The sequence below is a fragment of the Streptomyces shenzhenensis genome (genome assembly GCF_003688995.1).
In the GTDB taxonomy this organism is placed as follows: Bacteria; Actinomycetota; Actinomycetes; order Streptomycetales; family Streptomycetaceae; genus Streptomyces; species Streptomyces shenzhenensis_A.
On record NZ_PENI01000005.1, the window covers coordinates 258,711 to 281,175 of the forward strand.

At 72.4% G+C, this 22,465-nt stretch carries 16 protein-coding genes and 1 pseudogene; 10 read left to right on the top strand and 7 right to left on the bottom strand.

All coding sequences use genetic code 11. The features are described 5' to 3' along the window. Nucleotides 1–493 precede the first annotated feature (493 nt). Nucleotides 494–1,414 (top strand): ABC transporter substrate-binding protein, encoded by a 921-nt coding sequence (locus tag CTZ28_RS10905; RefSeq protein ID WP_121889248.1) that lies wholly within the window; start codon nucleotides 494–496, stop codon nucleotides 1,412–1,414. Nucleotides 1,415–1,451: 37 nt separating this feature from the next. Here the strand turns inward: CTZ28_RS10905 and CTZ28_RS10910 are convergent, their stop codons facing one another. Continuing rightward, entirely contained in the window at nucleotides 1,452–2,606 is a 1,155-nt protein-coding gene (locus CTZ28_RS10910; RefSeq protein WP_121889095.1) for a betaine/proline/choline family ABC transporter ATP-binding protein, read from the bottom strand. A gap of 280 nt (nucleotides 2,607–2,886) precedes the next feature. On the opposite strand from CTZ28_RS10910, the gene CTZ28_RS10915 reads away from it, so the two are divergent. Further along, a complete protein-coding gene (locus tag CTZ28_RS10915; protein ID WP_121889096.1) occupies nucleotides 2,887–5,904 on the top strand; it encodes an alpha-L-rhamnosidase in 3,018 nt (1,005 codons plus the stop codon). 62 nt (nucleotides 5,905–5,966) lie between these two features. On the opposite strand, the gene CTZ28_RS10920 is transcribed toward CTZ28_RS10915, so the two are convergent. The 6 genes from CTZ28_RS10920 to rhaI all read right to left on the bottom strand — a co-directional run bounded on the left by CTZ28_RS10920 (nucleotide 5,967) and on the right by rhaI (nucleotide 14,090). Further along, nucleotides 5,967–6,608, bottom strand: coding sequence for a LutC/YkgG family protein (locus tag CTZ28_RS10920; protein WP_121889097.1), 642 nt, complete (start codon nucleotides 6,606–6,608; stop codon nucleotides 5,967–5,969). Further along, nucleotides 6,605–8,119, bottom strand: a complete 1,515-nt coding sequence (locus CTZ28_RS10925) for a LutB/LldF family L-lactate oxidation iron-sulfur protein (protein WP_121889098.1) — start codon at nucleotides 8,117–8,119, stop codon at nucleotides 6,605–6,607. Before CTZ28_RS10925 ends, CTZ28_RS10920 begins: the two co-directional genes overlap by 4 nt. Then, nucleotides 8,116–8,871, bottom strand: coding sequence for a (Fe-S)-binding protein (locus tag CTZ28_RS10930; RefSeq protein WP_121889099.1), 756 nt, complete (start codon nucleotides 8,869–8,871; stop codon nucleotides 8,116–8,118). The genes CTZ28_RS10925 and CTZ28_RS10930 overlap by 4 nt, the downstream gene beginning before the upstream one ends. Nucleotides 8,872–8,942: 71 nt before the next feature. Next, nucleotides 8,943–10,391: a rhamnulokinase gene (locus CTZ28_RS10935; RefSeq protein ID WP_121889100.1), complete on the bottom strand. Its 1,449-nt coding sequence runs from the start codon at nucleotides 10,389–10,391 to the stop codon at nucleotides 8,943–8,945. Continuing rightward, nucleotides 10,388–12,424, bottom strand: coding sequence for a bifunctional aldolase/short-chain dehydrogenase (locus tag CTZ28_RS10940; RefSeq protein WP_121889101.1), 2,037 nt, complete (start codon nucleotides 12,422–12,424; stop codon nucleotides 10,388–10,390). The genes CTZ28_RS10935 and CTZ28_RS10940 overlap by 4 nt, the downstream gene beginning before the upstream one ends. A gap of 505 nt (nucleotides 12,425–12,929) precedes the next feature. Next, complete coding sequence (gene rhaI / locus CTZ28_RS10950; protein WP_121889103.1) at nucleotides 12,930–14,090, bottom strand: L-rhamnose isomerase; 1,161 nt, start codon at nucleotides 14,088–14,090, stop codon at nucleotides 12,930–12,932. Between the two features lie 263 nt (nucleotides 14,091–14,353). On the opposite strand from rhaI, the gene CTZ28_RS10955 reads away from it, so the two are divergent. The 8 genes and pseudogenes from CTZ28_RS10955 to CTZ28_RS10990 all read left to right on the top strand — a co-directional run. Then, on the top strand, nucleotides 14,354–15,871 hold the full coding sequence (locus CTZ28_RS10955; RefSeq protein ID WP_121889104.1) for a sugar ABC transporter ATP-binding protein: 1,518 nt from the start codon (nucleotides 14,354–14,356) through the stop codon (nucleotides 15,869–15,871). Next, the gene (locus tag CTZ28_RS10960; protein WP_121889105.1) at nucleotides 15,868–16,938 is read left to right on the top strand and encodes an ABC transporter permease; all 1,071 of its coding nucleotides are present in this window, start codon (nucleotides 15,868–15,870) and stop codon (nucleotides 16,936–16,938) included. Before CTZ28_RS10955 ends, CTZ28_RS10960 begins: the two co-directional genes overlap by 4 nt. Beyond that, nucleotides 16,931–17,905, top strand: a complete 975-nt coding sequence (locus CTZ28_RS10965) for an ABC transporter permease (RefSeq protein WP_121889106.1) — start codon at nucleotides 16,931–16,933, stop codon at nucleotides 17,903–17,905. Before CTZ28_RS10960 ends, CTZ28_RS10965 begins: the two co-directional genes overlap by 8 nt. Before the next feature lie 95 nt (nucleotides 17,906–18,000). Then, nucleotides 18,001–19,080: a rhamnose ABC transporter substrate-binding protein gene (gene rhaS / locus CTZ28_RS10970; protein ID WP_121889107.1), complete on the top strand. Its 1,080-nt coding sequence runs from the start codon at nucleotides 18,001–18,003 to the stop codon at nucleotides 19,078–19,080. Between the two features lie 85 nt (nucleotides 19,081–19,165). Continuing rightward, the gene (locus CTZ28_RS10975) at nucleotides 19,166–19,486 is read left to right on the top strand and encodes an L-rhamnose mutarotase (RefSeq protein ID WP_121889108.1); all 321 of its coding nucleotides are present in this window, start codon (nucleotides 19,166–19,168) and stop codon (nucleotides 19,484–19,486) included. A gap of 134 nt (nucleotides 19,487–19,620) precedes the next feature. Next, the gene (locus tag CTZ28_RS10980) at nucleotides 19,621–20,646 is read left to right on the top strand and encodes a LacI family DNA-binding transcriptional regulator (protein WP_121889109.1); all 1,026 of its coding nucleotides are present in this window, start codon (nucleotides 19,621–19,623) and stop codon (nucleotides 20,644–20,646) included. Nucleotides 20,647–20,742: 96 nt separating this feature from the next. Then, nucleotides 20,743–22,044, top strand: a complete 1,302-nt coding sequence (locus tag CTZ28_RS10985) for an alpha/beta fold hydrolase (protein WP_121889110.1) — start codon at nucleotides 20,743–20,745, stop codon at nucleotides 22,042–22,044. Between the two features lie 83 nt (nucleotides 22,045–22,127). Beyond that, nucleotides 22,128–22,415, top strand: a pseudogene (locus tag CTZ28_RS10990) (pentapeptide repeat-containing protein); the annotation flags it as partial. Nucleotides 22,416–22,465 lie beyond the last annotated feature (50 nt).

A 22,465-nucleotide genomic window follows, 5' to 3' on the forward strand; every position in this document is an offset into this window, starting at 1 on the left:
CCGACGGGTCGCCCGCCGCGCGGGGGCAGGGGGCCACCGGCCGATGGCGTGCCAGGTCCTGTCGTCAGACTCCCGTCGTTCGCCCGGAGGGCGGGTCCTGCGGTGTCGTGGGGGTCCTCCCTGGTCGAGCGGAGCCGAGAGCTCGGGGGAGCGTGCGGGGCGTCGCGGGGCTGGGGGCACCTCCCGGCCGGAGGCTGGGGGAGGGAGTTCGATGACAGGGCCTGAGGGCGGCCGGGGCGGCGCCGATCGGTGGCGTGCGGTGCGGGAACAGGGCGGGCCGGATCTGTGGCCTCCGGTCCCGTCCGGCCGACGGGACCGGCCGGCCCGCGCCCCCGCGCCCCACCGCCCGCCCGCGGCCACCGTCCGTCGGCGGTCGCACGGGCGGCTGGGTGTCCACGGCCTCGGACGGCCGTGGGGCCGCCGGCGGGCCGGGGCCGGCCGGCGTCCGGGCGGTGCGCGGCGGGGGAGGACGGCCTGGGCCGGTGCGGCCCTCCTGGCAGTCGCGCTGCTCCTGCTCGTCGGGTGTGTCACCGGGCCCTCGCTGGAGAACCGCGGCACGGTCACCGCCTCGCCCGGTGACAGCCGGCGGCTGATCGTCGGATCGGCCGGCTTCACCGAGAGCGATCTGCTCGCGCAGATGTACGCGCTGCTGCTGAACCGGGCCGGCTACAAGACGTCCCTCCTCACGGTCGCCAACCGCGAGCTGTACGAACCCGCCCTGGAATCGGGCCAGATCGACGTCGTGCCGGAGTACGCGGCCACCTTCGCCGACTGGCTCAACGCCAAGGTGAACGGGCCGCAGGCACCCCCGGTCGGCTCGCCCGACCTGGCCACCACCATGACCGCCCTGCGCAGGCTCGCCACGCCCCGCGGCCTCACCGTTCTGGACCCCGGGCGTGCGGTGAACCAGAACGCCTTCGCGGTGGCCCGGTCGTTCGCCCGCGAGCACGGGCTCAGGACCCTCAGCGACCTCGGCGCTTCGGGGCTGCGGGTGCGGCTCGCCGCGGGTGACGAGTGCGTGCAACGGCCGTACTGCGAACCCGGGTTGAGGAAGACCTACGGCATCGACATCAGCGGTGTCGACCCCAAGGGCGTCGGCACCACCCAGGCCAAGCGGGCCGTGCAGAGCGGCCGGGACCAGATGGTGCTCACCACCACCACGGACGCCACCCTCGACCAGTTCGGCCTGGTCCTGCTCGCCGACGACAAGCAGCTGCAGAACGCCGACTACGTCGTCCCCGTCGTCAACCGCTCCCGGGCCGGCGGCGAGGGCGTCACCACGGCGCTCGGCCGGCTCAACGACGTCCTCACCACGGCGGACCTGGCCGCCCTGAACGAGCAGGTGGACAGCTGGCGCCGGCTGCCCGCGGACGTGGCCCGGACCTATCTCGAGGACAAGGGCCTGCTGAAGTGACCGCGCGCCGCACCCGCACTCCGGGTCCGCGGCCCGCTCAGGCGTCCGCCACCGAGTCGAACGGCACCTGACCACGCGGCACACCGAGCGCGTCCGCGTCCACCGAGCGCCGCAGCGCCTCGTGCAGCTTCGCCGGGGTCAGCACCCCGAGGAAACGCGCGCCGTCGAGCACCGCGACCCACCCGGCGTCGTACTGGAGCATCACCCCGAACGCCTGCTTCAGCGGTGCCCCCACCGGCACCCACGCCGTCATCCGGTGCGCGAGCCGGCCGACCCGGCCGCCCGCCCCGAGATCGTCGATGCCGACCCAGCCGTGCAGATCGCCGTGGGCGTCCAGGACGACGGCCCACCGGGCGCCCTCGGCCCGCAGCCGCTCCCGGGCGCGTTCGGCGGGCTCGTCGAGACGGGCCACCGGCGGCTGCTCCAGGTCGTCCGGCTCGATCGCGGTGACCGACAGCCGCTTCAGCCCCCGGTCGCTGCCCACGAACGAGGCCACGTAGTCCGTCGCGGGCGTGCCGAGCACCGCCCCCGGCGTGTCGAACTGCTCGATCCGGCCCTGCCCGTACACCGCGATCCGGTCGCCGAGCCGCACCGCCTCCTCGATGTCGTGCGTGACCAGCAGCACCGTCTTGCGCACCGCGGCCTGCATCCGCAGGAACTCGTCCTGCAACTGTTCGCGTACCACCGGGTCGACCGCGCCGAACGGCTCGTCCATGAGCAGCACGGGCGGGTCGGCCGCGAGCGCCCGCGCCACGCCGACCCGCTGCCGCTGCCCGCCCGACAACTGGTCCGGATAACGCGACCCGTACGTGGCCGGATCCAGCCCCACCAGGTCGAGCAGTTCGGCGGCGCGCGCCCGCGCCTTCGCCTTCTTCCAGCCGACCAGGGCCAGGACGGTCGCGGTGTTGTCGAGGATCGTGCGGTGCGGGAACAGGCCCACCTGCTGGATGACGTACCCGATCCGGCGGCGCAGCCGCACCGGGTCGACCGTGGCGATGTCCTCGCCGCTCACGAGGATGCGCCCGGAGGTCGGCTCGATGAGCCGGTTGACCATCATCATGGTCGTGGTCTTGCCACAGCCGGACGGGCCCACGAGGGTGACGAGTTCACCCTCGGACACCTCGAAGGAGAGGCCGTCCACGGCCGTCGTACCGTCCGGATACCGCTTGGTGACCTGCTCGAACCGGATCATTCCCCCACGTTAGCCGCGCCGTTTGCGGCACGCCCGGCTCCGCTTTTGAAAAGTTTCAAACCGATCTCCACGATGCCCGGCCTGTGCGGCCCGGTCTGATGGAACCTGTGGAATTTTCATCCTGTCGGAGTCCTGGACACCCCTCACTCCCGTCACTAGCTTCAACCGTCGACCGAATTGAATCGATGCAACTCCGACCGGCCGAAGGGATGACGGCGTGACTGACGGAGTGCGACGAAGGACGGTTCTGACCACGGCTCTGGGGGCCGTACCGATAGCCATGGCGGGCGGCCTCGGCGGCGCGGACACCGGATGGGCCGCGCTCGGCACGGACCGCAGCGAGGTGACCGGTCTGACGGTGGAGCACCGCACCGATCCGCTCGGCGTCGACGCCGAGCGGCCCCGGTTCGGCTGGCGCACCGACTCGGCGGTCCGGGGCCGCCGCCAGCTCGGCTACCGCATCCGGGTGGCCTCCGCCCCCGACCGGCTGACCGGCGGCCGCCCGGACGTCTGGGACAGCGGCAGGGTCGCCTCGGCCGACTCGGTCGCGGTGCCCTACGGCGGCCCGCCGCTGCGCGCCGCCACCCGCTACCACTGGACGGTGACGGTCTGGCACGAGGACGGCCGCTCCGCCACCGCCCCGCCCGCCCGCTTCGAGACCGGCCTGCTCGGCACCGACGGCGTCACGGGCTGGGACGGCGCCCAGTGGATCACCATGGCGGGCAAGCGGCCCAACAGCGCGGGCGCGCCGCTGCTGCGCCGGCAGACGGCCCTCACCGGCCGCCGGGTGCGCGAGGCCCGTCTGTACGTGTCGGCCCTCGGCGTGTACGACGCCTACGTCAACGGCCACCGGGTCACGGTGCCCCAGGGCGCCGGCGCCACGGACGAACTGCTCGCCCCGGGCTGGACGAACTACGACAGCCGGATCAGCTATCTGACCTACGACGTCACCGCACGGGTGGCGGGCGAACGGCAGGTCACGCTCGCCGCGGTGCTCGGCAACGGCTGGTACAACTCCCGTGTCTCCGAGGGCAGCATCTACTACGCGCCGGCCGGTAATCCGCTCGCCCTCAAGGCCAAGCTGCTCGTCCGGTACGCCGACGGCACCACCCAGACCGTCGTCACCGAAGCCGGCGACGCCTGGCGCGCCACGGACCAGGGCCCGTACCGCGCCGACGACATCTACGACGGGCAGACCTACGACGCCCGCAGGGAGCTGCCCGGCTGGAACGCGAACGGCTTTGCCGCCGCCGGCTGGGCCGCGGTCGAGGAGCACGGCTTCGCCGCCGCGTTCCCCGCCGCGAAACTCGTCGCCTACCCGGGCGACAGCGCCCGCCTGATGCCCGAGTGGGACCGCAGACCCCGCTCGGTCGCCGTCGTCACGGGCGTCACCGGCGAGGCCGGCAGCCGCAACGGCAGGGGCCGCGTCGTCGTCGACCCGGCCCGCACGGTCACCGACCCGGAGCGGGCCGCCACCGCCGAGGTGACCATCGGCCCGGGCGAGACGGCGGTCTTCGACCTCGGCCAGAACCTGGTCGGCGTCCCCCGCTACACCCTGCGCGGCCCCGAGGGCACCCAAGTCGCCTTCCGCTTCGGTGAGATGCTCAACGACGACAGCGCGGGCGCCGACGGCCCGGCCGGCTCCGTCTACCGGGCCAACCTGCGCGGCGCGAAGGCCACCAGCACCTACATCCTGCGGGGCGGCGGCCGGGCCGAGACCCACCAGGACTCCCTGACCTTCTACGGCTTCCGCTATGTCTCCGTGACCGCGACGGACCGGGTCACCGTCACCGCCCTGACCGGCCGGGTCGCCACCTCCGCGATCCGCGACATCGGCTCCGTCGGCACCGACGACGACCAGGTCAACCAGCTGATCTCCAACGTCCGCTGGGGCCAGCGCGGCAACTACCTGTGGGTGCCCACCGACTGCCCGCAGCGCGACGAGCGGCTCGGCTGGACCGGCGACACCCAGCTGTTCTGCAACACCGGGCTGTACAACGCCGACGCCGTCGCGTTCCTCAGCCACTTCGAGGAGAACCTGATCGACTCGCAGCGCGGCTACGGCCTCGACGGCGCCCAGTTCACCGCCGTCTCGCCCGGCAACCGCTACAACGCCGCCGCCCCGGTGAGCGGCTGGGCGGACTGCGGGGTGATCGTGCCCTGGACGGTGTGGCAGATGAGCGGCGACCGGACGATCGTCGACCGCAGCTGGGACGCGATGACCCGCTACCTGGGCTGGATCCGGCGCACAGGCGGCGACAGCCACGCCGGCCAGGGCGCCCTCTTCGCCGACTGGCTCGCCCCGCAGAGCACCGGCACCCAGCTGATCAGCGACGTCTACTACGGATATGTCACCCGGCTCATGGCCCAGATGGCCCGGGCCACCGGGCGCGGCCGGGAGGCGGACGCGTACGACGTCCTGTTCGCCGGCATCAAGCGGGCCTTCATGGCGAAGTACCTCGTCACCGACGGCGGCGGGCTCACCGTCCGCTCCAGCCTGGGCGGCAAGCCGGTCAACGGCCCCGACCCCGAGGACAACAGCCAGACAGCCCTGCTCTGGGTCCTCAAGCTCGGCTTCTACGACACCGAGGCCCAGCGCCGCGGGCTCGTCGCGCTGCTCGCCGACAACATCGGCAACGACGCCGCCTACAAGGCCGCCCATCCCGGCAGCACCCGGGTGCAGTACGCGGAGAACACCCTGGCCGTGGGCTTCCTCGGGGTGAACGTCCTCGCCCCGGTGCTGACCGACGAGGGCCGCACGGACCTCGCGTACCGGCTGGTCCACCAGAACGCGATGCCCTCCTGGCTGTACTCCGTGGACAACGGCGCCACGACGGTCTGGGAGCGCTGGAACTCCTACTCCGAGCAGGACGGCTTCGGCCCGGTCGAGATGAACTCGTTCAACCACTACTCCTACGGTGCGATCATGGAGTGGATGTACGAGAGCATGGCCGGCATCGCCAGGGACCCGGACCACCCGGGCTTCCGGCACTTCTTCCTGCGCCCGCACCCCGACCCCACCGGCAGGATCACCCGGGTGGCCGGCTCGCACCTGTCGCCGTACGGCGAGATCGTCAGCGCCTGGACGGTGCGGGACCGCACGCTCCACTACCGGGCCGCCGTCCCCGCCAACACCACGGCGACCCTGCGCATCCCGGCCACCGGTCCTGACGCCGTCCGGGAGGGCCGCACCCCGCTGTCCCGGGTGTCCGGGGTCGAGTTCGCGGGCTTCGCCGACGGGACGGCGAACTACCGGCTGCCGTCCGGCCGTTACGAGCTGACCGCCGCCCAGGGCTGAGCGCGGCGCCCGGCGCCGACCGGCCCGCACGGCACCCCGTGCGGGCCGGTCGACGGCGGTCCTCAGCCGACCAGGACGACCTCCAGGGTCCGGGGCCCGTGCACCCCCTCCACCCGGTCCAGTTCGATGTCGCTGGTCGCGGACGGGCCCGAGATCCAGGTCAACGGCCGTGCCGGATCGAGGCGTTCGAGCGCCTGCGGCACGCCGGAGACGACCTGATCGGGGACCCGGACCACACAGATGTGGTGGTCCGGGACCAGGGTGATCCGACGCCGGCCCTGGTCCGGCGCGCCGTCCAGCACGATGGTGCCGGTCTCGGCGATCGCGACCGCGCACGCCGTGACCACGCTGTCCACCCCGTCGAGCTCGTGCGGGGTGCTGTCCGCCCGGTCGGCGACCCGGGTGACATCCGTGGCCGCGAGCCAGCCCTCGTCGAGACCGGGCGGCACCAGCACCGACGTCGCCCCGCGGTCCGTGAGCAACCCGGCGATCAGCGAAGGCAGTTCAACCTCCGAGCAACGGTGCACGAGCGCCCGGTAGTCGGCGAGGTTCGCCGCGAGCAGGTGCACTGTCTCCGCGGCGCTGCGCGCACCGTGTGCCCGCAGATAGTCCCGGGCGACGGCCTGTTCGTAGGACGGGTCGTCGGCCGGTACGTCGGCGAGCGCGCGCCGCACCCGGCCCAGGATCCGTTCCCTGCCGCTCATCGCGCGGCCCCCTTTTTGCCGTCCGTGCCGTCCGTGCCGTCCGTGCCGTCCGTGCCGTGTGTGCGCTGCCACCAGTCCCGGAACGGCTCGGCCGGCACCGCCGGCAGATCCCGGGTGGCGCTCCACGCCCGGCCGGGACCGGGCAGGGTACGGGGGTGCAGCCGGCGGGTGCGGGAGGCCAGCCGCTGGCCGGTGCGCAGCGCTCCCGGGTGGCTGAACGCCCAGCGGGCCGCCCGCATCGCCGCCCGTTCGGCCGCGTGTCCCTTGGCCGGCCGCAGCACCACCTTGTTGCCCGCACGGGTCGCCGGGCCGCCCTGGGCGACCCGCTCCCGCAGGTGCACCAGCACCTCGGGGATGTCGATGGCCACCGGGCACACCTCGTAGCAGGCCCCGCACAGCGAGGACGCGTACGGCAGCGAGGCGTCGATCTCGCTTGACGTGCCCCGCAGTTGGGGACTGAGGATGGCGCCGATCGGGCCCGGGTACACCGAGCCGTAGGCGTGGCCGCCCGCCCGCTCGTACACCGGGCAGACGTTCAGACAGGCCGAGCAGCGGATGCAGCGCAGCGCCTGCCGGCCCACCTCGTCGGCCAGCGTGTCGGTGCGTCCGTTGTCGAGCAGCACCAGATGGAAGGCGCGCGGCCCGTCCTCGTCGGTGGTGCCCGTCCAGGTCGACGTGTACGGGTTCATCCGCTCGGCCGTCGAGGAGCGGGGCAGCGTCTGCAGGAACACCTCCAGGTCCCGCCACGTCGGCACGATCTTCTCGATGCCCACGACCGAGATCAGCGTCCTGGGCAGGGTCAGGCACATCCGCCCGTTGCCCTCGGACTCCACGACGACGAGCGTGCCGGTCTCCGCGACCATGAAGTTGGCGCCGGAGATGCCGACCTCGGCGCGCAGGAACTTCTCCCGCAGATGCAGCCGGGCGGCCTCGGCCAGCTCGGCGGGGGAGTCGGTCAGCCCATCGGGGGCCGGGCGGCCCCACTCGCCCATCTCCGTACGGAAGATGTCGCGGATCTCGCCGCGGTTGCGGTGGATGGCCGGGACCAGGATGTGCGAGGGCCGGTCCTTGCCCAACTGGACGATCAGCTCCGCGAGATCGGTCTCGTAGGCGTGGATGCCCGCCGCCAGGAGTGCCTCGTTGAGCCCGATCTCCTGCGTGGCCATCGACTTGACCTTCACGACCTCCGACTCACCGGTCTCCTCGACCAGCCGGGTGACGATCCGGTTGGCCTCGTCGGCGTCCGCCGCCCAGTGGACGACGCCGCCCGCGGCGGTCACCGACTCCTCCAACTGGACGAGGTACCGGTCCAGATGACGGAGCGTGTGGTCCTTGATCCGTTTGCCCGCCTCGCGCAGTTGGGCCCAGTCGGACACCTCCGCGACGGCGTTCGCCCGCTTGGCCCGGATGGTGTGCGTGGCGTGCCGCAGATTGCCGCGCAGCGTCGCGTTGCCGACCGCCTCGTGCGCGGCCTTCGGGAACGCCGGCATGCCGACGAACGTCCCGCTCATAGCGCCGGTTCCTCCTCGGTGCTCGCCAGGATCTCGGCGATGTGGACGGGCCGCATGCCGGTTTTCAGGCGGGTCATCGTCCCGCCGATGTGCATCAGACAGGAGTTGTCGGCCGCGCACAGCACCTCCGCGCCCGTCGACTCCGCGTTGCGCACCTTGTCCGCGCCCATCGCCGCCGAGACGTCGGCGTTCTTCAGCGCGAACGTGCCGCCGAAGCCGCAGCACTCCTCGGCGCCCGGCAGCTCGGCCAGTTCAAGACCCCGCACCGCGTCGAGCAGCCGGCGGGGACGGTCGCCGAGACCCAGGCTGCGCAGTCCGTGGCAGGTCGGGTGGTAGGTCACCCGGTGCGGGTAGTACGCCCCGACGTCCGTCACCCCCAGCACGTCCACCAGGAACTCCGTCAGCTCGTACGTCTTGGGGACCACCGGCGCGAGGATGGCGGCGAGCGCGTCCCCGCGCCCCTCCGCCCGGGCCCGCTCGCCCATCCGCGGATACAGCTCCCGCACCATCGCCCCGCACGAACCGGACGGCGTGACGATCGCCTCGTACTCACCGAAGACATCGGAGAAATGCCGGGCCAGCGGCTCCGCCTCATGCCGATAGCCGGTGTTGTAGTGGGCCTGTCCGCAGCAGGTCTGCGCCAGTGGGAAATCCACGTCGACGCCCAATCTGGTCAGCAGTTTCACCACCGCGCGGCCGGTGTCCGGATAGAGCGTGTCGTTGACACAGGTCAGGAACAGTGCGACACGCATCGCGGCTCCTTGAGGTCGATCATCCGATGAGTGCAGGGTAATGGGCGGAAACGCGCCGGGGGAGGCCCGGCTCACCGCGCGGCGAGCCGGGCCTCCGCCTCACGCCAGCGCGCGGCGTCCCCGCGCGGCTCGTAGCGCGTCAGCCGCTGGGTGCGGGCGAGCAGCCGGCGCATGTCGGCACGGTCCCCGACGAGTCCGTGGGCGCGGGCCTGGACCAGGACGTTGCCGAGGGCCGCCGCCTCGGTCGGGCCCGCCACCACCGGCAGCCCGCAGGCGTCGGCGGTGAGCTGGCACAGCAGCGCGTTGCGGGTGCCGCCGCCGACGATGTGCACCACGTCGACGGGGTGGCCGGCCAGCCGCTGGGCGTCCGCGACGGCCCGGCGATGGGCGAGCGCCAGCGAGTCCAGGATGCACCGGGTGGTCTCGGCCGGGGTCCGCGGCACCGGCTGCCCGGACGCCCGGCAGGCCTCGGCGATCCGGTCCGGCATCCGTCCGGGCGCGAGGAACGCCGCGTCGCCCGCGTCCACCACCGACCGCAGCGCCGGCACCTCGGCCGCGTCCCGCAGCAGTCCGCCGAGTGCGGGATCGCCCCAGGCCCGTACGGACTCCTGCAGCAGCCACAGGCCCATGATGTTGCGCAGATAGCGGACCGTGCCGTCCAGCCCCAGCTCGTTGGTGAAGTTGGCGGCCCGGCTCTCCTCCGTCAGCACCGGCGCGGCCAGTTCGAGGCCCGCCAGGGACCAGGTGCCGGTGCAGATGTAGGCGAACCGCTCGCCCACGGCCGGTACGGCGGCCACCGCGGACGCGGTGTCGTGCGAGGCGACCGTGGTCACCGGCACCGGACCGGTCAGGCCGGTCTCCTCCAGCACCTCGGCGCGCAGTTCGCCCGCCGGATCGCCGGGCCGGCGCAGCGGTGCGAACAGCCCCAGGTCGAGGCCGAGCCGGTCCGCGAGAGAGTGCGCCCAGGTGCCCGTGCGGGGATCGACCAGCTGGGTGGTGGAGGCGTTGGTCAGTTCGGTGCCCTGCTGCCCGGTCAGCCAGTACGCCAGCAGATCGGGGATCAGCAACAGGCGCGCCGCGTGGCCGAACTGGGCGGTCGAGCGGGCCGCGGCCAGCTGGTACAGGGTGTTGAAGGGCGCGTACTGCAGTCCGGTCGCCGCGTACAGTTCGGCCGCCGGCACCGTCGCCCACACCTTCTCCGGGACCCCCTCGGTGCGCGGGTCGCGGTAGTGCACCGGGTTGCCGAGCAGGGCGCCGTCGGCGTCCAGCAGGCCGTAGTCGACGGCCCAGCTGTCGATGCCGACCGAATCCACCTGGCCGGCCGCCCGCAGCCCCGCGAGCACCCCCGCGTACAGGGCCAGCACGTCCCAGCGCAGTCCCTCCGGCAGCCGGACGGGCCGGTTGCCGAAGCGGTGCGCCTCGCGCAGCTCCAGCGTGTCGTGGCCGACGCGGCCGACCATCACGCGCCCGCTGGAGGCGCCGAGGTCGACCGCGGCGTACGCCCGGACGGCAGTGCTCATCGCAGGAACGCGGCGGCCACGCCCGCGTCGACCGGGATGTGCAGGCCGGTGGTGTGGGTGAGGTCCCCGCCCGTGAGCGCGAGCACGGCGTTCGCGACGTGCTCGGGCAGCACCTCCCGCTTGAGCAGGGTCCGCTGCGCGTAGAACTCGCCCAGCTTCTCCTCCTCGACCCCGTACACGGCGGCCCGCTTGGCGCCCCAGCCGCCCGCGAAGATCCCGGAGCCGCGGACCACCCCGTCGGGGTTGATCCCGTTGACCCGGATGCCGTGCTCGCCCAGCTCCGCCGCCAGCAGCCGGACCTGGTGGGCCTGGTCGGCCTTGGTCGCGGAGTAGGCGATGTTGTTGGGCCCGGCGAACACGGCGTTCTTCGAGGCGATGTAGACGACGTCGCCGCCCAGCCGCTGCGCGATCATCACCCGGGCCGCCTCGCGCGAGACGAGGAAGGACCCGCGGGCCATGATGTCGTGCTGGAGGTCCCAGTCCTTCGCGGTGGTCTCCAGGAGCGGCTTGGAGACGGAGATCCCGGCGTTGTTGACGACGAGGTCGACGCCGCCGAAGGCCAGCACCGCCGCCTTGAAGGCGGCCGCGATCTGCTCCTCGTCGGTGACGTCCACGGTCACGGCGACGGCCTTGTCGGGCCCGCCCAGTTCCTCGGCGACCGCGGCGGCGCCGGCCGCGTTGAGGTCGGCGACGACGACGCACGCGCCCTCGGCGGCCAGCCGGTGCGCGATCGCCTTGCCGATCCCGCTGCCCGCGCCCGTCACCAGCGCCACCCGGGTGGCCAGCGGCCTCGGCTTCGGCATCCGGCGGAGCTTGGCCTCTTCGAGGGCCCAGTACTCGATGCGGAACTTCTCCGCCTCCTCGATCGGCGCGTACGCCGAGACCGCCTCGGCCCCGCGCATCACGTTGATCGCGTTGACGTAGAACTCGCCCGCCACCCGGGCCGTCTGCTTGTCCTTGCCGAAGCTGAACATGCCGACGCCGGGCACGAGCACGATCGCCGGGTCGGCGCCGCGCATCGCGGGGGAGTCCGGCAGGGCGTGCCGCTCGTAGTAGGCGGCGTACTGCTCGCGGTACTCGGCGTGCAGTTCGGCCAGCCGGGCCACCGCCTCCTCCAGCGGGGCGGACGGCGCCACGTCCAGGACCAGCGGACGCACCTTGGTGCGCAGGAAGTGGTCGGGGCACGAGGTGCCGAGCGCCGCGAGCCGCGGGTGCTCGGCGCGGGCGAGGAAGTCGAGCACGACGTCGGAGTCGGTGAAGTGCCCGACCTGCGGCCGGTCCTGGGAGGCGACGGCCCGCACGTACGGCGCGAGCGCGGCGGCCCGCTCCCGCCGCTCGGCCTCGGGCAGGGCCGCGTAGCCCTCGATCACCGGTCCGAAGGGCTCCGCCTTGCCCCGCTGCGCCAGGAAGCTCTCCGCGGTGCGGATGATGTGCAGCGAGTTGCGCTCGCACTCCTCGGCGGTGTCGCCCCAGGCGGTGATCCCGTGCCCGCCGAGGATGCAGCCGATCGCCTGCGGGTTGGCCTCCTTGACGGCGGCGATGTCCAGCCCGAGCTGGAACCCGGGCCGCCGCCACGGCACCCACACCACGGTGTCGCCGAAGCACTCGGCGGTCAGCTTCTCGCCGTCCGCGGCGCAGGCGAGCGCGATGCCCGAGTCGGGGTGCAGATGGTCCACGTGCGGGGCGTCCACCAGACCGTGCATCGCGGTGTCGATGGAGGGTGCGGCCCCACCCTTGCCGTGCAGGCAGTAGTCGAACGCGGCGACCATCTCGTCCTCGCGTTCCACGCCCGGGTAGACACCGGTGAGGGCGCGCAGCCGGTCGAGGCGGAGCACGGCGAGCCCGGCCTCGGTGAGCGTGCCGAGGTCCCCGCCGGACCCCTTGACCCACATCAGCTCGACGTCGCCGCCGGTGACGGGGTCGGTCTCGGTGCCCTTCGCCGAGGCGTTGCCACCGGCGTAGTTGGTGTTGCGCGGATCCGCGCCCAGCCGGTGCGACCGACCCAGCAGAGCAGCGGCTTCGGGATGCGTCATGAACGTTCAGTCCTTACTTGGAAGCGAAGACGAGGGGAAGAGCCCCGAAGAGGGCCACGAAGGCGCCCCAAAGGGGCGCGAGGAACGGCGCGACAAGCCACGACGCACCGACAGCCGAACGCTCGCCCCGGTACGGTGTGCCACCGGGCCACGACAGCACCCCAAGGGGGCGCGGGGAACGGCGCGACGAGCCACGACGCACCGGCAGCCGAACGCGGGCCCATCCCGGCCCCGGTACCGTGTGCCACGGGGCCACGATGGCGCCCCAAGGGGCGCGGGGAACTGCGCGACCAGCCACGACGCACCCGCACACGGCCACGATGCATCCCGGAGGACGCCGCATCCCGGCTGTTCCGGTGTCCCGAAGGAGCGGGGAACCTTTGGACCACGGGGCCACGATGGCGCCCCAAGGGGCGCGGGGAACGGCGCGACCAGCCACGACGCACCCGCACACGGCCACGACGCACCCCGGAGGACGCCGCATCCCGGCTGACCCAGCGGAGCGCTACGCGCCCCACCCCGCCTGCTCCCCCCCGACCCGCTCAGCCACGACCTTCTCGGCCCACCCGGACCGGGCGAACGCGCCCATCGGGTCGGGGTCGAGGCCCATCTCCTCGCGCACCTCGGCCAGCAGCGGCCGGACGTCCGTGTTGTACGCGTCCATCAGCACGGCGTTCGCACCGAGCACGTCCTCGGCCCGCTGCGCTGCGGCCAGCGCCTCCGCGTCCACCAGCAGCGCCTTCGCGGTGGCCTCCTGGACGTTCATCACCGAGCGGATGATGGCCGGCACCTTCGGCTCGATGTTGTGGCACTGGTCCAGCATGAACGCCACGTCGGCGGTGAACCCGCCCCCGCGCACCACCTCGTACATGATCCGGAACAGCTGGAACGGATCGGCCGCACCGACCATCAGGTCGTCGTCCGCGTAGAAGCGCGAGTTGAAGTCGAACCCGCCGAGCTTGCCCTCGCGCAGCAGCGTGGCCACGATGAACTCGATGTTGGTTCCCGGCGCGTGGTGGCCGGTGTCCACCACGACCTGCGCCTTCGGGCCGAGCTTGAGGCAGTGGGCGTACGCCGTGCCCCAGTCCGGCACGTCCGTCGCGTAGAAGGCGGGCTCGAAGAACTTGTACTCCAGCAGCATCCGCTGCCCCTCGCCGAGCCGCGCGTACACCTCGGCGAGCCCCTCGGCGAGCCGGTCCTGCCGACCGCGCAGATCGTCCTGGCCGGGGTAGTTGGTGCCGTCGGCGAACCACAGCTTCAGATCCTGCGAGCCGGTCGCGTCCATGATGTCGACGCACTCCAGCAGATGGCCGACGGCCTTGCGGCGCACCGCGGCGTCCGGATGGCAGATGCTGCCCAGCCGGTAGTCGTCGTCCTGGAAGGTGTTGGAGTTGATCGCGCCGAGCCGCAGCCCGCGCTCCTCGGCGTACCCGGCGAGGGCGGCGTAGTCGTCCACCGTGTCCCAGGGGATGTGCAGGGCGACGGTCGGCGCGACCCCGGTGAGGGCGTGCACCTGCGCCGCGTCGTCCAGCTTCTCCCGCGGCGAGCGCGGCACGCCCTGCTGGGCGAACACCTTGAAACGGGTCCCCGAGTTGCCGTACGCCCACGACGGCGTCTCGACGGCCTGGGTCTTGAGCGCGGCTTTCACCGCGGCGAGGTCGGTCACTTCAGGGCTCCCGTGAAATCGATTGGAACGGCTGAGCGGGTGAAACGATTCAGACCCGCAAGCTATGAGCCCTCCGGAGGGGTGTCAAGCTCTCCTGCCAACCCGGTTTTCCGTGACTCCGCCGTGACCTTCAACTATCGAAACTTTTTCGACACGGACCCATTGACGTGACATGGCTGCCATGTCTAACGTCCCGGCAATCCAGTTGAAACCTTTCACGACGCCGTGGGGGCCATCCCGCAGGCGTCGTCGAGGAGCCCCCAATGACCCACCCGTCCGACACGGGACCGGCGCCGGTGCTGGCGCTGAAGGACGTCTCCAAGTCCTTCGGCGCCGTACGGGCCCTGCGGGACGTCTCCCTGGAGCTGTTTCCCGGCGAGGTGCACGCCCTCGCCGGGGAGAACGGCGCGGGTAAGTCGACGCTGATCAAGACGCTCGCAGGGGTGCACCGACCGGACGCCGGTCAGGTGCTGCTCGACGGCGAGCCCGTCGTCTTCCACGGCCCCGGCGACGCCCGCGACGCCGGCATAGCCGTGATCTACCAGGAACCCACCCTCTTCCCCGACCTCTCGATCGCCGAGAACATCTTCATGGGCCGCCAGCCGCGGCGCGCCCTCGGCCGCATCGACCACCGGGCCACGCACGCGGCCACGGCCGGCCTGATGAAGCGGCTCGGCGTCGAACTCGACCCCGACCGCCCCGCCCGCGGCCTGTCCATCGCCGACCAGCAGATCGTCGAGATCGCCAAGGCGCTGTCCTTCGACGCCCGGGTCCTGATCATGGACGAGCCGACGGCGGCGCTGACCGGCAGCGAGGTGGCCCGCCTCTTCGGCGTCGTCGAGACGCTGCGCGAGCAGGGCGCCGCCGTGCTGTTCATCTCGCACCGGCTGGAGGAGATCTTCCAGATCTGCCGGCGCGTGACCACCCTGCGCGACGGCGCCTGGATCGCCAGCGAACCGCTCGCCGGCATGACCGAGGACGACCTGGTCCGCCGCATGGTCGGCCGCGACCTCGACGAGCTGTACCCCAAGCAGACCGTTCAGCCCGGCGAGGTCGCCCTCAGCGTCCGGCGGCTGACCCGCGAGGGCGTCTTCACCGACGTCTCCTTCGAGGTGCGCCGCGGTGAGATCGTCGGCCTCGCCGGACTCGTGGGCGCCGGCCGCACGGAGGTCGCCCGGGCCGTCTTCGGCATCGACCGCTGGGACGCCGGGGAGGTCGAGATCGCCGGCCGGAAGCTGACCAACGGCGCCCCGTCCGCCGCCATGACAGCCGGGCTCGCCCTGGTCCCCGAGGACCGGCGCGCCCAGGGCCTGGTGATGGACATGTCCATCGAACGGAACATCGGGCTGACCGGGCTGCGCAGCACCGTGCGCGCCGGCCTCGTGGACCGCGGCGCCGAGCGCAGCCGCGCCCTCGACTGGGCGGTCAGGCTCCAGGTGAAGTACGCCCGGATCGCCGTCGCCGTCGCCACGCTCTCCGGCGGCAACCAGCAGAAGGTCGTCCTCGCCAAGTGGCTGGCCACCGGCCCGAAGGTGCTGATCGTCGACGAGCCCACCCGCGGCATCGACGTCGGCACCAAGGCCGAGGTGCACCGGCTGCTCGGCGAACTGGCCGCCGACGGTGTCGCGGTCCTGATGATCTCCTCCGACCTGCCCGAGATCCTCGGCATGGCCGACCGCGTGCTGGTGATGCACGAGGGCCGGATCACCGCCGAGATCCCCCGCTCCGACGCCACCGAGGAAACCGTGATGGCCGCAGCCACGGGGAGGGCCGCCGCATGACGGTGACCACCCCGAACCCAGCCCCCGTCGCCGAGGTGCCGCGGTCCAGCGGCACCCGGCTGGCCGACCGCGTCTTCCGGATGCGCGAACTCGCCATCCTGGGCGTCTTCCTGGTGATGATCGCCGTCACCCAGGCGGGCAACAGCGAGTTCCTGTCCGAGCAGGGCATCAAGGACCTGCTGCTCAACGCGACCATCCTGGTGCTGGTCGCCACCGGCCAGTCGCTGGTCGTCATCACCCGCAACGTCGACCTGTCGGTCGGCTCCACCCTGGGCATCAGCGCCTTCGCGGCCGGCATCTATCTGCACAGCGGCGGGAACGCGGTCGTCGCCGTCGTCCTCGCGGTCCTGCTCGGCATCGGCTTCGGGCTCCTCAACGGCCTGCTGGTCAGCCTCGGCCAGGTGCCCGCCCTCGTCGTCACCCTCGGCACGCTGTACATCATCCGCGGCATCGACTCCATCTGGGTCGGCTCCCGGCAGATCACCGCGGCCGACCTCCCGAGCGGCTTCGTCGACTTCGGCTCCGGCGGGCTGTCCGCCGTTCCGTGGCTGGCCCTCATCGCCCTGGCCGTGCTCGTCGCCACCGCCTACTACCTGAAGCACTTCGGCAGCGGACGCGAGCTGTACGCGCTCGGCTCCAACCCGGAGGCCGCCCGGCTCGCCGGCATCCCGGTGCGCAAGCGGATCCTGGCCGCCTACACCTTCTGCGGCGCCCTGGCCGGCCTCGCGGGCGCGATGTACCTGGCCCGGTTCGGCAACGTCGACTCCGGCACCGGCAACGGCTACGAACTCACCGTCGTCAGCGCGGTCGTCGTCGGCGGCGTCGCCTTCACCGGCGGCTCCGGCAGCGTCTACGGCGCGGCCCTCGGCGCCCTGCTGCTCACCTCCGTCAACAGCGTGCTGCCCGCCCTCGGCGTCAGCTCGGTCTGGGTGCTCGCCATCAACGGCATCCTGCTGCTCCTCGCCATCGCGGTCGACCGGGTCGTCGCCCTGCGGGTGGCGTCCGCCCTGAAGAAGTCGGCTGCGAAGAAGACGGCCCCGGAGAAGGAGAACGGCCGCCATGCCTGAGTCGTTGACGCGCGCGATCCGCTGGGACACGGTCGTCGGTGCGCTGCTGGTCGTCCTGCTGCTGCTCTCGTTCGGCTTCGTGGACGGCTTCGGCAACGCCCTGAACCTGTCCTTCCTGATCGGCAACACCCTGCCGATCGCACTGATCGCCCTGCCGATGACCCTGCTGGTCGTCTCCGGCGAGATCGATCTGTCGGTCGCCTCCACCGCCGGCCTGTCGGGCGCCGTCATGGGCAAGCTGTGGAACGAGGGCATGTCGATCGAGTCGATCATCCCGCTGTGCCTGCTGCTCGGCGTGGTGTGCGGGCTGATCAACGGGCTGCTGGTGACCCGGCTCGGGCTGCCGTCGCTCGCCGTCACCATCGGCACCCTCGCCGCCTACCGGGGCATCGCACAGATCGTGCTCGGCTCCGACGCGGTCACCGACTTCCCCACGCAGTACCTGGACTTCGCGGCCGGCCGGATCGGCGACACCTTCGTCCCGCAGGCCCTGCTGCCCTTCCTGGTGCTGCTCGCCATCGCCGTGGTCGTGCTGCACGCCACCCCGTTCGGCCGGTCGCTGTTCGCGGTCGGCGCCAGCGAGGAGGCCGCCCGGTTCGCCGGCATCCGGGTCAAGCGGGCCAAGCTCCTGCTGTTCGTCGCCACCGGCCTCATGGCCGCGCTCACCGGCGTCTTCTGGGCCCTGCACTACGCCAGCGCCCGCTACGACAACGCCACCGGACTCGAACTCTCCGTCGTCGCCGCGGTGCTGCTCGGCGGCATCGACTTCGACGGCGGCAAGGGCACCCTCGGCGGCGCGATCGCGGGCGTCTTCCTGCTCGGCGCGCTGCAGAACGTGATGAGCCTGCTGAACGTCTCCGCACAGTCGCAGATCGTCGTCACCGGCGTGCTGCTCGTGGTCTCCGTGCTCGGCCCGCGGGTCGCCCGCCAGATCTCCGTCGCGCGGGCCGCACGCTCCACCGGATAGGCAGTTCGAACGCTGCGGGCCGTCTGTGGCTGGTCGCGCAGTTCCCCGCGCCCCTCGGGGCACTCCGTACTCACCTCCGTCAGAAAGAACCCGCCATGCGAACGTCTTCGATCCGCCGTACCTGCGCGGCCCTCGCCGCCGCCACCTCCCTCGCCCTGGCCGTGACCGCCTGCGGCGGCACCACCAAGAACGACGTCAAGGACTCCGGCGGCTCGAACACCGCGGCCGGCACGGCGAACCCGGACGCCGCCCTCAAGAAGGGCCTCACCGTCGGGTTCCTGCCCAAGCAGGTCAACAACCCCTACTTCACCACCGCGGACAAGGGCGGCGAGAAGGCCCTCGCCGAACTCGGCTCGACCTACAAGGAGGTCGGCCCCTCCAGCGCCACCGACACGGCCGGCCAGGTGAGTTACGTCAACACCCTCACCCAGCAGCAGGTGGACGCGATGGCCGTCTCCGCGCAGGACCCGGGCGCCCTGTGCACCGCGCTCAAGCAGGCCATGAAGAACGACATCAAGGTCGTCACCTACGACTCCGACACCACCCCGGACTGCCGCAACGCCTTCATCTCCCAGGCCAGCGGCGAGGACCTGGGCCGCACCGAGGTGCAGCTGCTCGCCGAACAGATCGGCTACAAGGGCGAGATCGCGATCCTGTCCGCCGCGCAGACCGCGACCAACCAGAACGCCTGGATCGAGTTCATGAAGGAGGAGCTGAAGGACCCCAAGTACAAGGACATCAAGCTCGTCAAGACCGCCTACGGCAACGACGACGCCCAGCAGTCCTTCCAGCAGACCCAGGGCCTGCTCCAGGAGTACCCGAACCTGAAGGGGATCATCTCCCCGACCACGGTCGGCATCAAGGCCGCGGCGCAGTACCTGTCCGGCTCCAAGTACAAGGGCAAGGTCAAGCTGACCGGCCTCGGCACCCCCAACGACATGCGCAAGTACGTCAAGAACGGTACCGTCGACGCCTTCGAGCTGTGGGACCCGGCCAAGCTCGGCGACCTCGCCGCCCGCACCGCGGTCGCGCTGGCCTCCGGGCAGATCACCGGCAAGGAGGGCGAGACCTTCAAGGCCGGCGGCACCGAGTACACCATCGGCAAGGACGGCGTGATCAACCTGGGCAAGCCGACCGTGTTCGACGCGAAGAACATCGACCAGTTCGACTTCTGATCCGGTTCGCACGCTGACCCGGTTCACCCGCTGATCCGGGTCACTCACTGATCCCTGTCACCTTCTCGACCCCGAAGGGGTGTTGATGCAGCGCGTGTGCTTCCTGCTGAAGGTCCGCGCGGACCGGCTCGACGAGTACCGCGAGCGGCACGCCGCCGTCTGGCCCGAGATGCGCGCGGCGCTCTCGGCCACCGGCTGGCACAACTACTCGCTCTTCCTGCGCGAGGACGGCCTGCTCGTCGGCTACCTGGAGACCGAGGACTTCGCCGCGGCCCGGACGGCCATGGAAGCCACCGACGTCAACGCCCGCTGGCAGGCGGAGATGGCGCCGTTCTTCGAGTCGCTGGACGGCGCCGGACCCGACGAGGCCATGAAACCGCTCACCGAAGTGTTCCATCTGGCCTGAATCCCGGAGTCCGCCCTCGGCCCTCACCCCGTGGCCGACTCCGCCCTGCCCGTGTGACCAGCCCGCAGCGGGCGGCGCCGCAGGTAATGTGTAGGTTTCCCGCCGCCCCTCGTCTCCCAGGAGGTCCCCGCCCGATGGCCCAGTCGGTGGGTATCAAGGACGTCGCCCGCGCCGCCGGAGTGTCGGTGGGCACGGTCTCGAACGTCATCAACCGCCCGGACACCGTCGCGAGCGAGACCCGTGCCCGGGTGCAGTCCGCGATCGACCGGCTCGGCTACGTCCGCAGCGAGTCCGCACGCCAGCTGCGCGCGGGCCGCAGCCGGATCATGGGCCTGCTCGTCCTCGACATGGGCAACCCGTTCTTCGTCGACGTGGCACGCGGCGCCGAGCGGGCGGCGCGGGACGCCGGGCTCGGCGTCATGGTCTGCAACAGCGCCCAGAACGCCGGGGACGAGGCCGAGTACCTGGCCCTCTTCGCCGAGCAGCGGGTGCGCGGGGTGCTGCTCACCCCGGCCGACGCCACCGGCCGGAACATCGAGGCCTTCCGCCGGCACGGCATCCCGTTCGTGCTGGTCGACCGGGTCGCCGAGGGCACCACCGAGTGCTCGGTCTCCGTCGACGACGTGGCGGGCGGCGCCCTGGCCGTGCACCATCTGGTGGACGCCGGGCACCGCTCCATCGCGTACGTCAGCGGGCCGCCCGGCCTGAACCAGGTCCGTGACCGGCGCACCGGTGCCCTGAACGCGCTCGCCGAGGCCGGGCTCGGCGAGCAGGCCCTGCGGGAACTGCCCACCGAACGCCTCGACGTCGCCGCCGGACGGGACGCGGGCGCCCGGCTGCTGGGCCTCGCCGACCGGCCGACCGCCGTCTTCTGCGCCAACGACCTGCTCGCCCTCGGCGTCCTGCAGGCCATGTACGCGGCCGGGGTCGTCGTCCCGGACGACCTGGCGATCGTCGGCTACGACGACATCGAGTTCGCGGCCGCCGCCGCCGTCCCGCTCACCTCGGTCCGCCAGCCGGCGGTGACCATGGGCGCCCTCGCCGCCGAACTGCTCCTGGAGGAGACGGAGGCACAGAACGGGCCCGGCACCCACGAGCACCGGCGGGTGGTGCTCCAGCCCGAGCTGGTGGTGCGCCGTTCGAGTCTCACCGCCCGCTGACCCCCGGCCGGTGACGAACCATGATCCCGGGTGTCGGACGCCGGGCGGACATGTGCTGAACTGGGACGCGTTCGTCCGTCCGTCCCGGGAGACCTGTTGAGCCTCAGTTACCGCCAGCCCGGCGTCGTCCTCACCGACCACCGCTTCACCGTGCCTCTGGACCACGCCGACCCGGCGGGCGAGACCATCGAGCTGTACGCCCGTGAGGTCGTCGCGAGCGACAAGGCGCACCAGGACCTGCCCTGGCTGCTCTTCCTCCAGGGCGGTCCCGGCCATGGGGCGAACCGTTTCATCGGCCGACAGGCCTGGCTCGACCGGGCCCTGGACGAGTACCGCGTGCTGCTGCTCGACCAGCGCGGCACCGGCCACTCCACGCCCGCCGGCCGGCAGACGCTGCCGCTGCGCGGCGGCCCCGCCGAACAGGCCCGCTACCTCGGCCACTTCCGCGCCGACTCGATCGTCCGGGACTGCGAGCACATCCGCCCGCGGCTGACCGGCGGCGCCCCCTGGACCGTGCTCGGCCAGAGCTACGGCGGCTTCTGCACGGTCACCTATCTGTCGCTGGCACCCGAGGGCCTGAACACCGCGGTGATCACCGGCGGCCTGCCGTCCCTGGACGCCCACGCCGAGGACGTCTACCGGGCCGCCTACCCGCGCATCGAACGCAAGGTCGGCGCGCACTACGCCCGCTACCCGCAGGACGTCGAGCGGGCCCGGCGCGTCGCCGACCACCTGCTGCACCACGAGGTGGTCCTGCCGAACGGCTACCGGTTCACCGTCGAGGCCTTCCAGTCCCTCGGCCTCATGCTCGGCTCGGGCGACGGCAGCCACCGCCTGCACCATCTGCTGGAGGACGCCTTCGTGCGCACACCGGCGGGCACCGAGCTGTCCGACGCCTTCCAGGAGGCGGTCCAGGGCCTCGTCTCGTACGCCGGGCACCCGCTGTACGCGCTCGTCCACGAGTCCATCTACGGCCAGGACGACCGCCCCACCGCCTGGGCGGCCGAACGTGTCCGCGCCGAGTTCCCGCAGTTCGACGCGGCCAAGGCGCTCGCCGGGGACGCGCCGGTGCTGTTCACCGGCGAGACCGTGCACCCCTGGATGTTCGACGCCGACCCGGCCCTGCGCCCGCTGCGCGAGACCGCCGACCTGCTCGCCGCCCGCGCCGACTGGCAGCCGCTGTACGACCCGGCCCGGCTCGCCGCCAACGAGGTCCCGGTCGCCGCGGCCGTCTACCACGACGACATGTACGTCGACACCGCCTTCTCCCTGCGGACCGCCCGCGCGATCCGCGGCCTGCGCACCTGGGTCACCGACGAGTTCGAGCACGACGGTCTGCGCGTCGGCGCGCCCCGTGTCCTGGACCGGCTGCTGGCCCTGACCCGCGACGAGGCGTGACCCGGCCGTAGGCGGGGCGGGGCGGCGGATCAGCGGAGTCAGCAGGGTGGCCGGCACGTCGGACGAGACGGACGGCGCTGCCGGGTGCCCGGGGCAGAAAGAAGGACCGGCGCGGCGCGGACCTGGCCGGCGCCCGTCTCGGGGGGGCCGATCTGTGCGGGGCCTGGCTCATCGCCGCCGACCTGACGGGCGCCGATCTGCGGGGCGCGGACATGACCGGTGCGGATCTGAGGGACGCCGACCTCACGGACGCCGCTCTGACCGGCGCGCTGTTCCTGACACAGCCGCAGGTCGATGCGGCCCGGGGCAGTGCCGGCACCCGGCTGGCGGCGTCAGTCGTCCGTCCGGCGCATTGGGCAGTGTGCCGCTGATCCCGGGGCGAGCCCTAGCCGCAGCCTGGGGTGGTCCTTCTGGCTCGGCC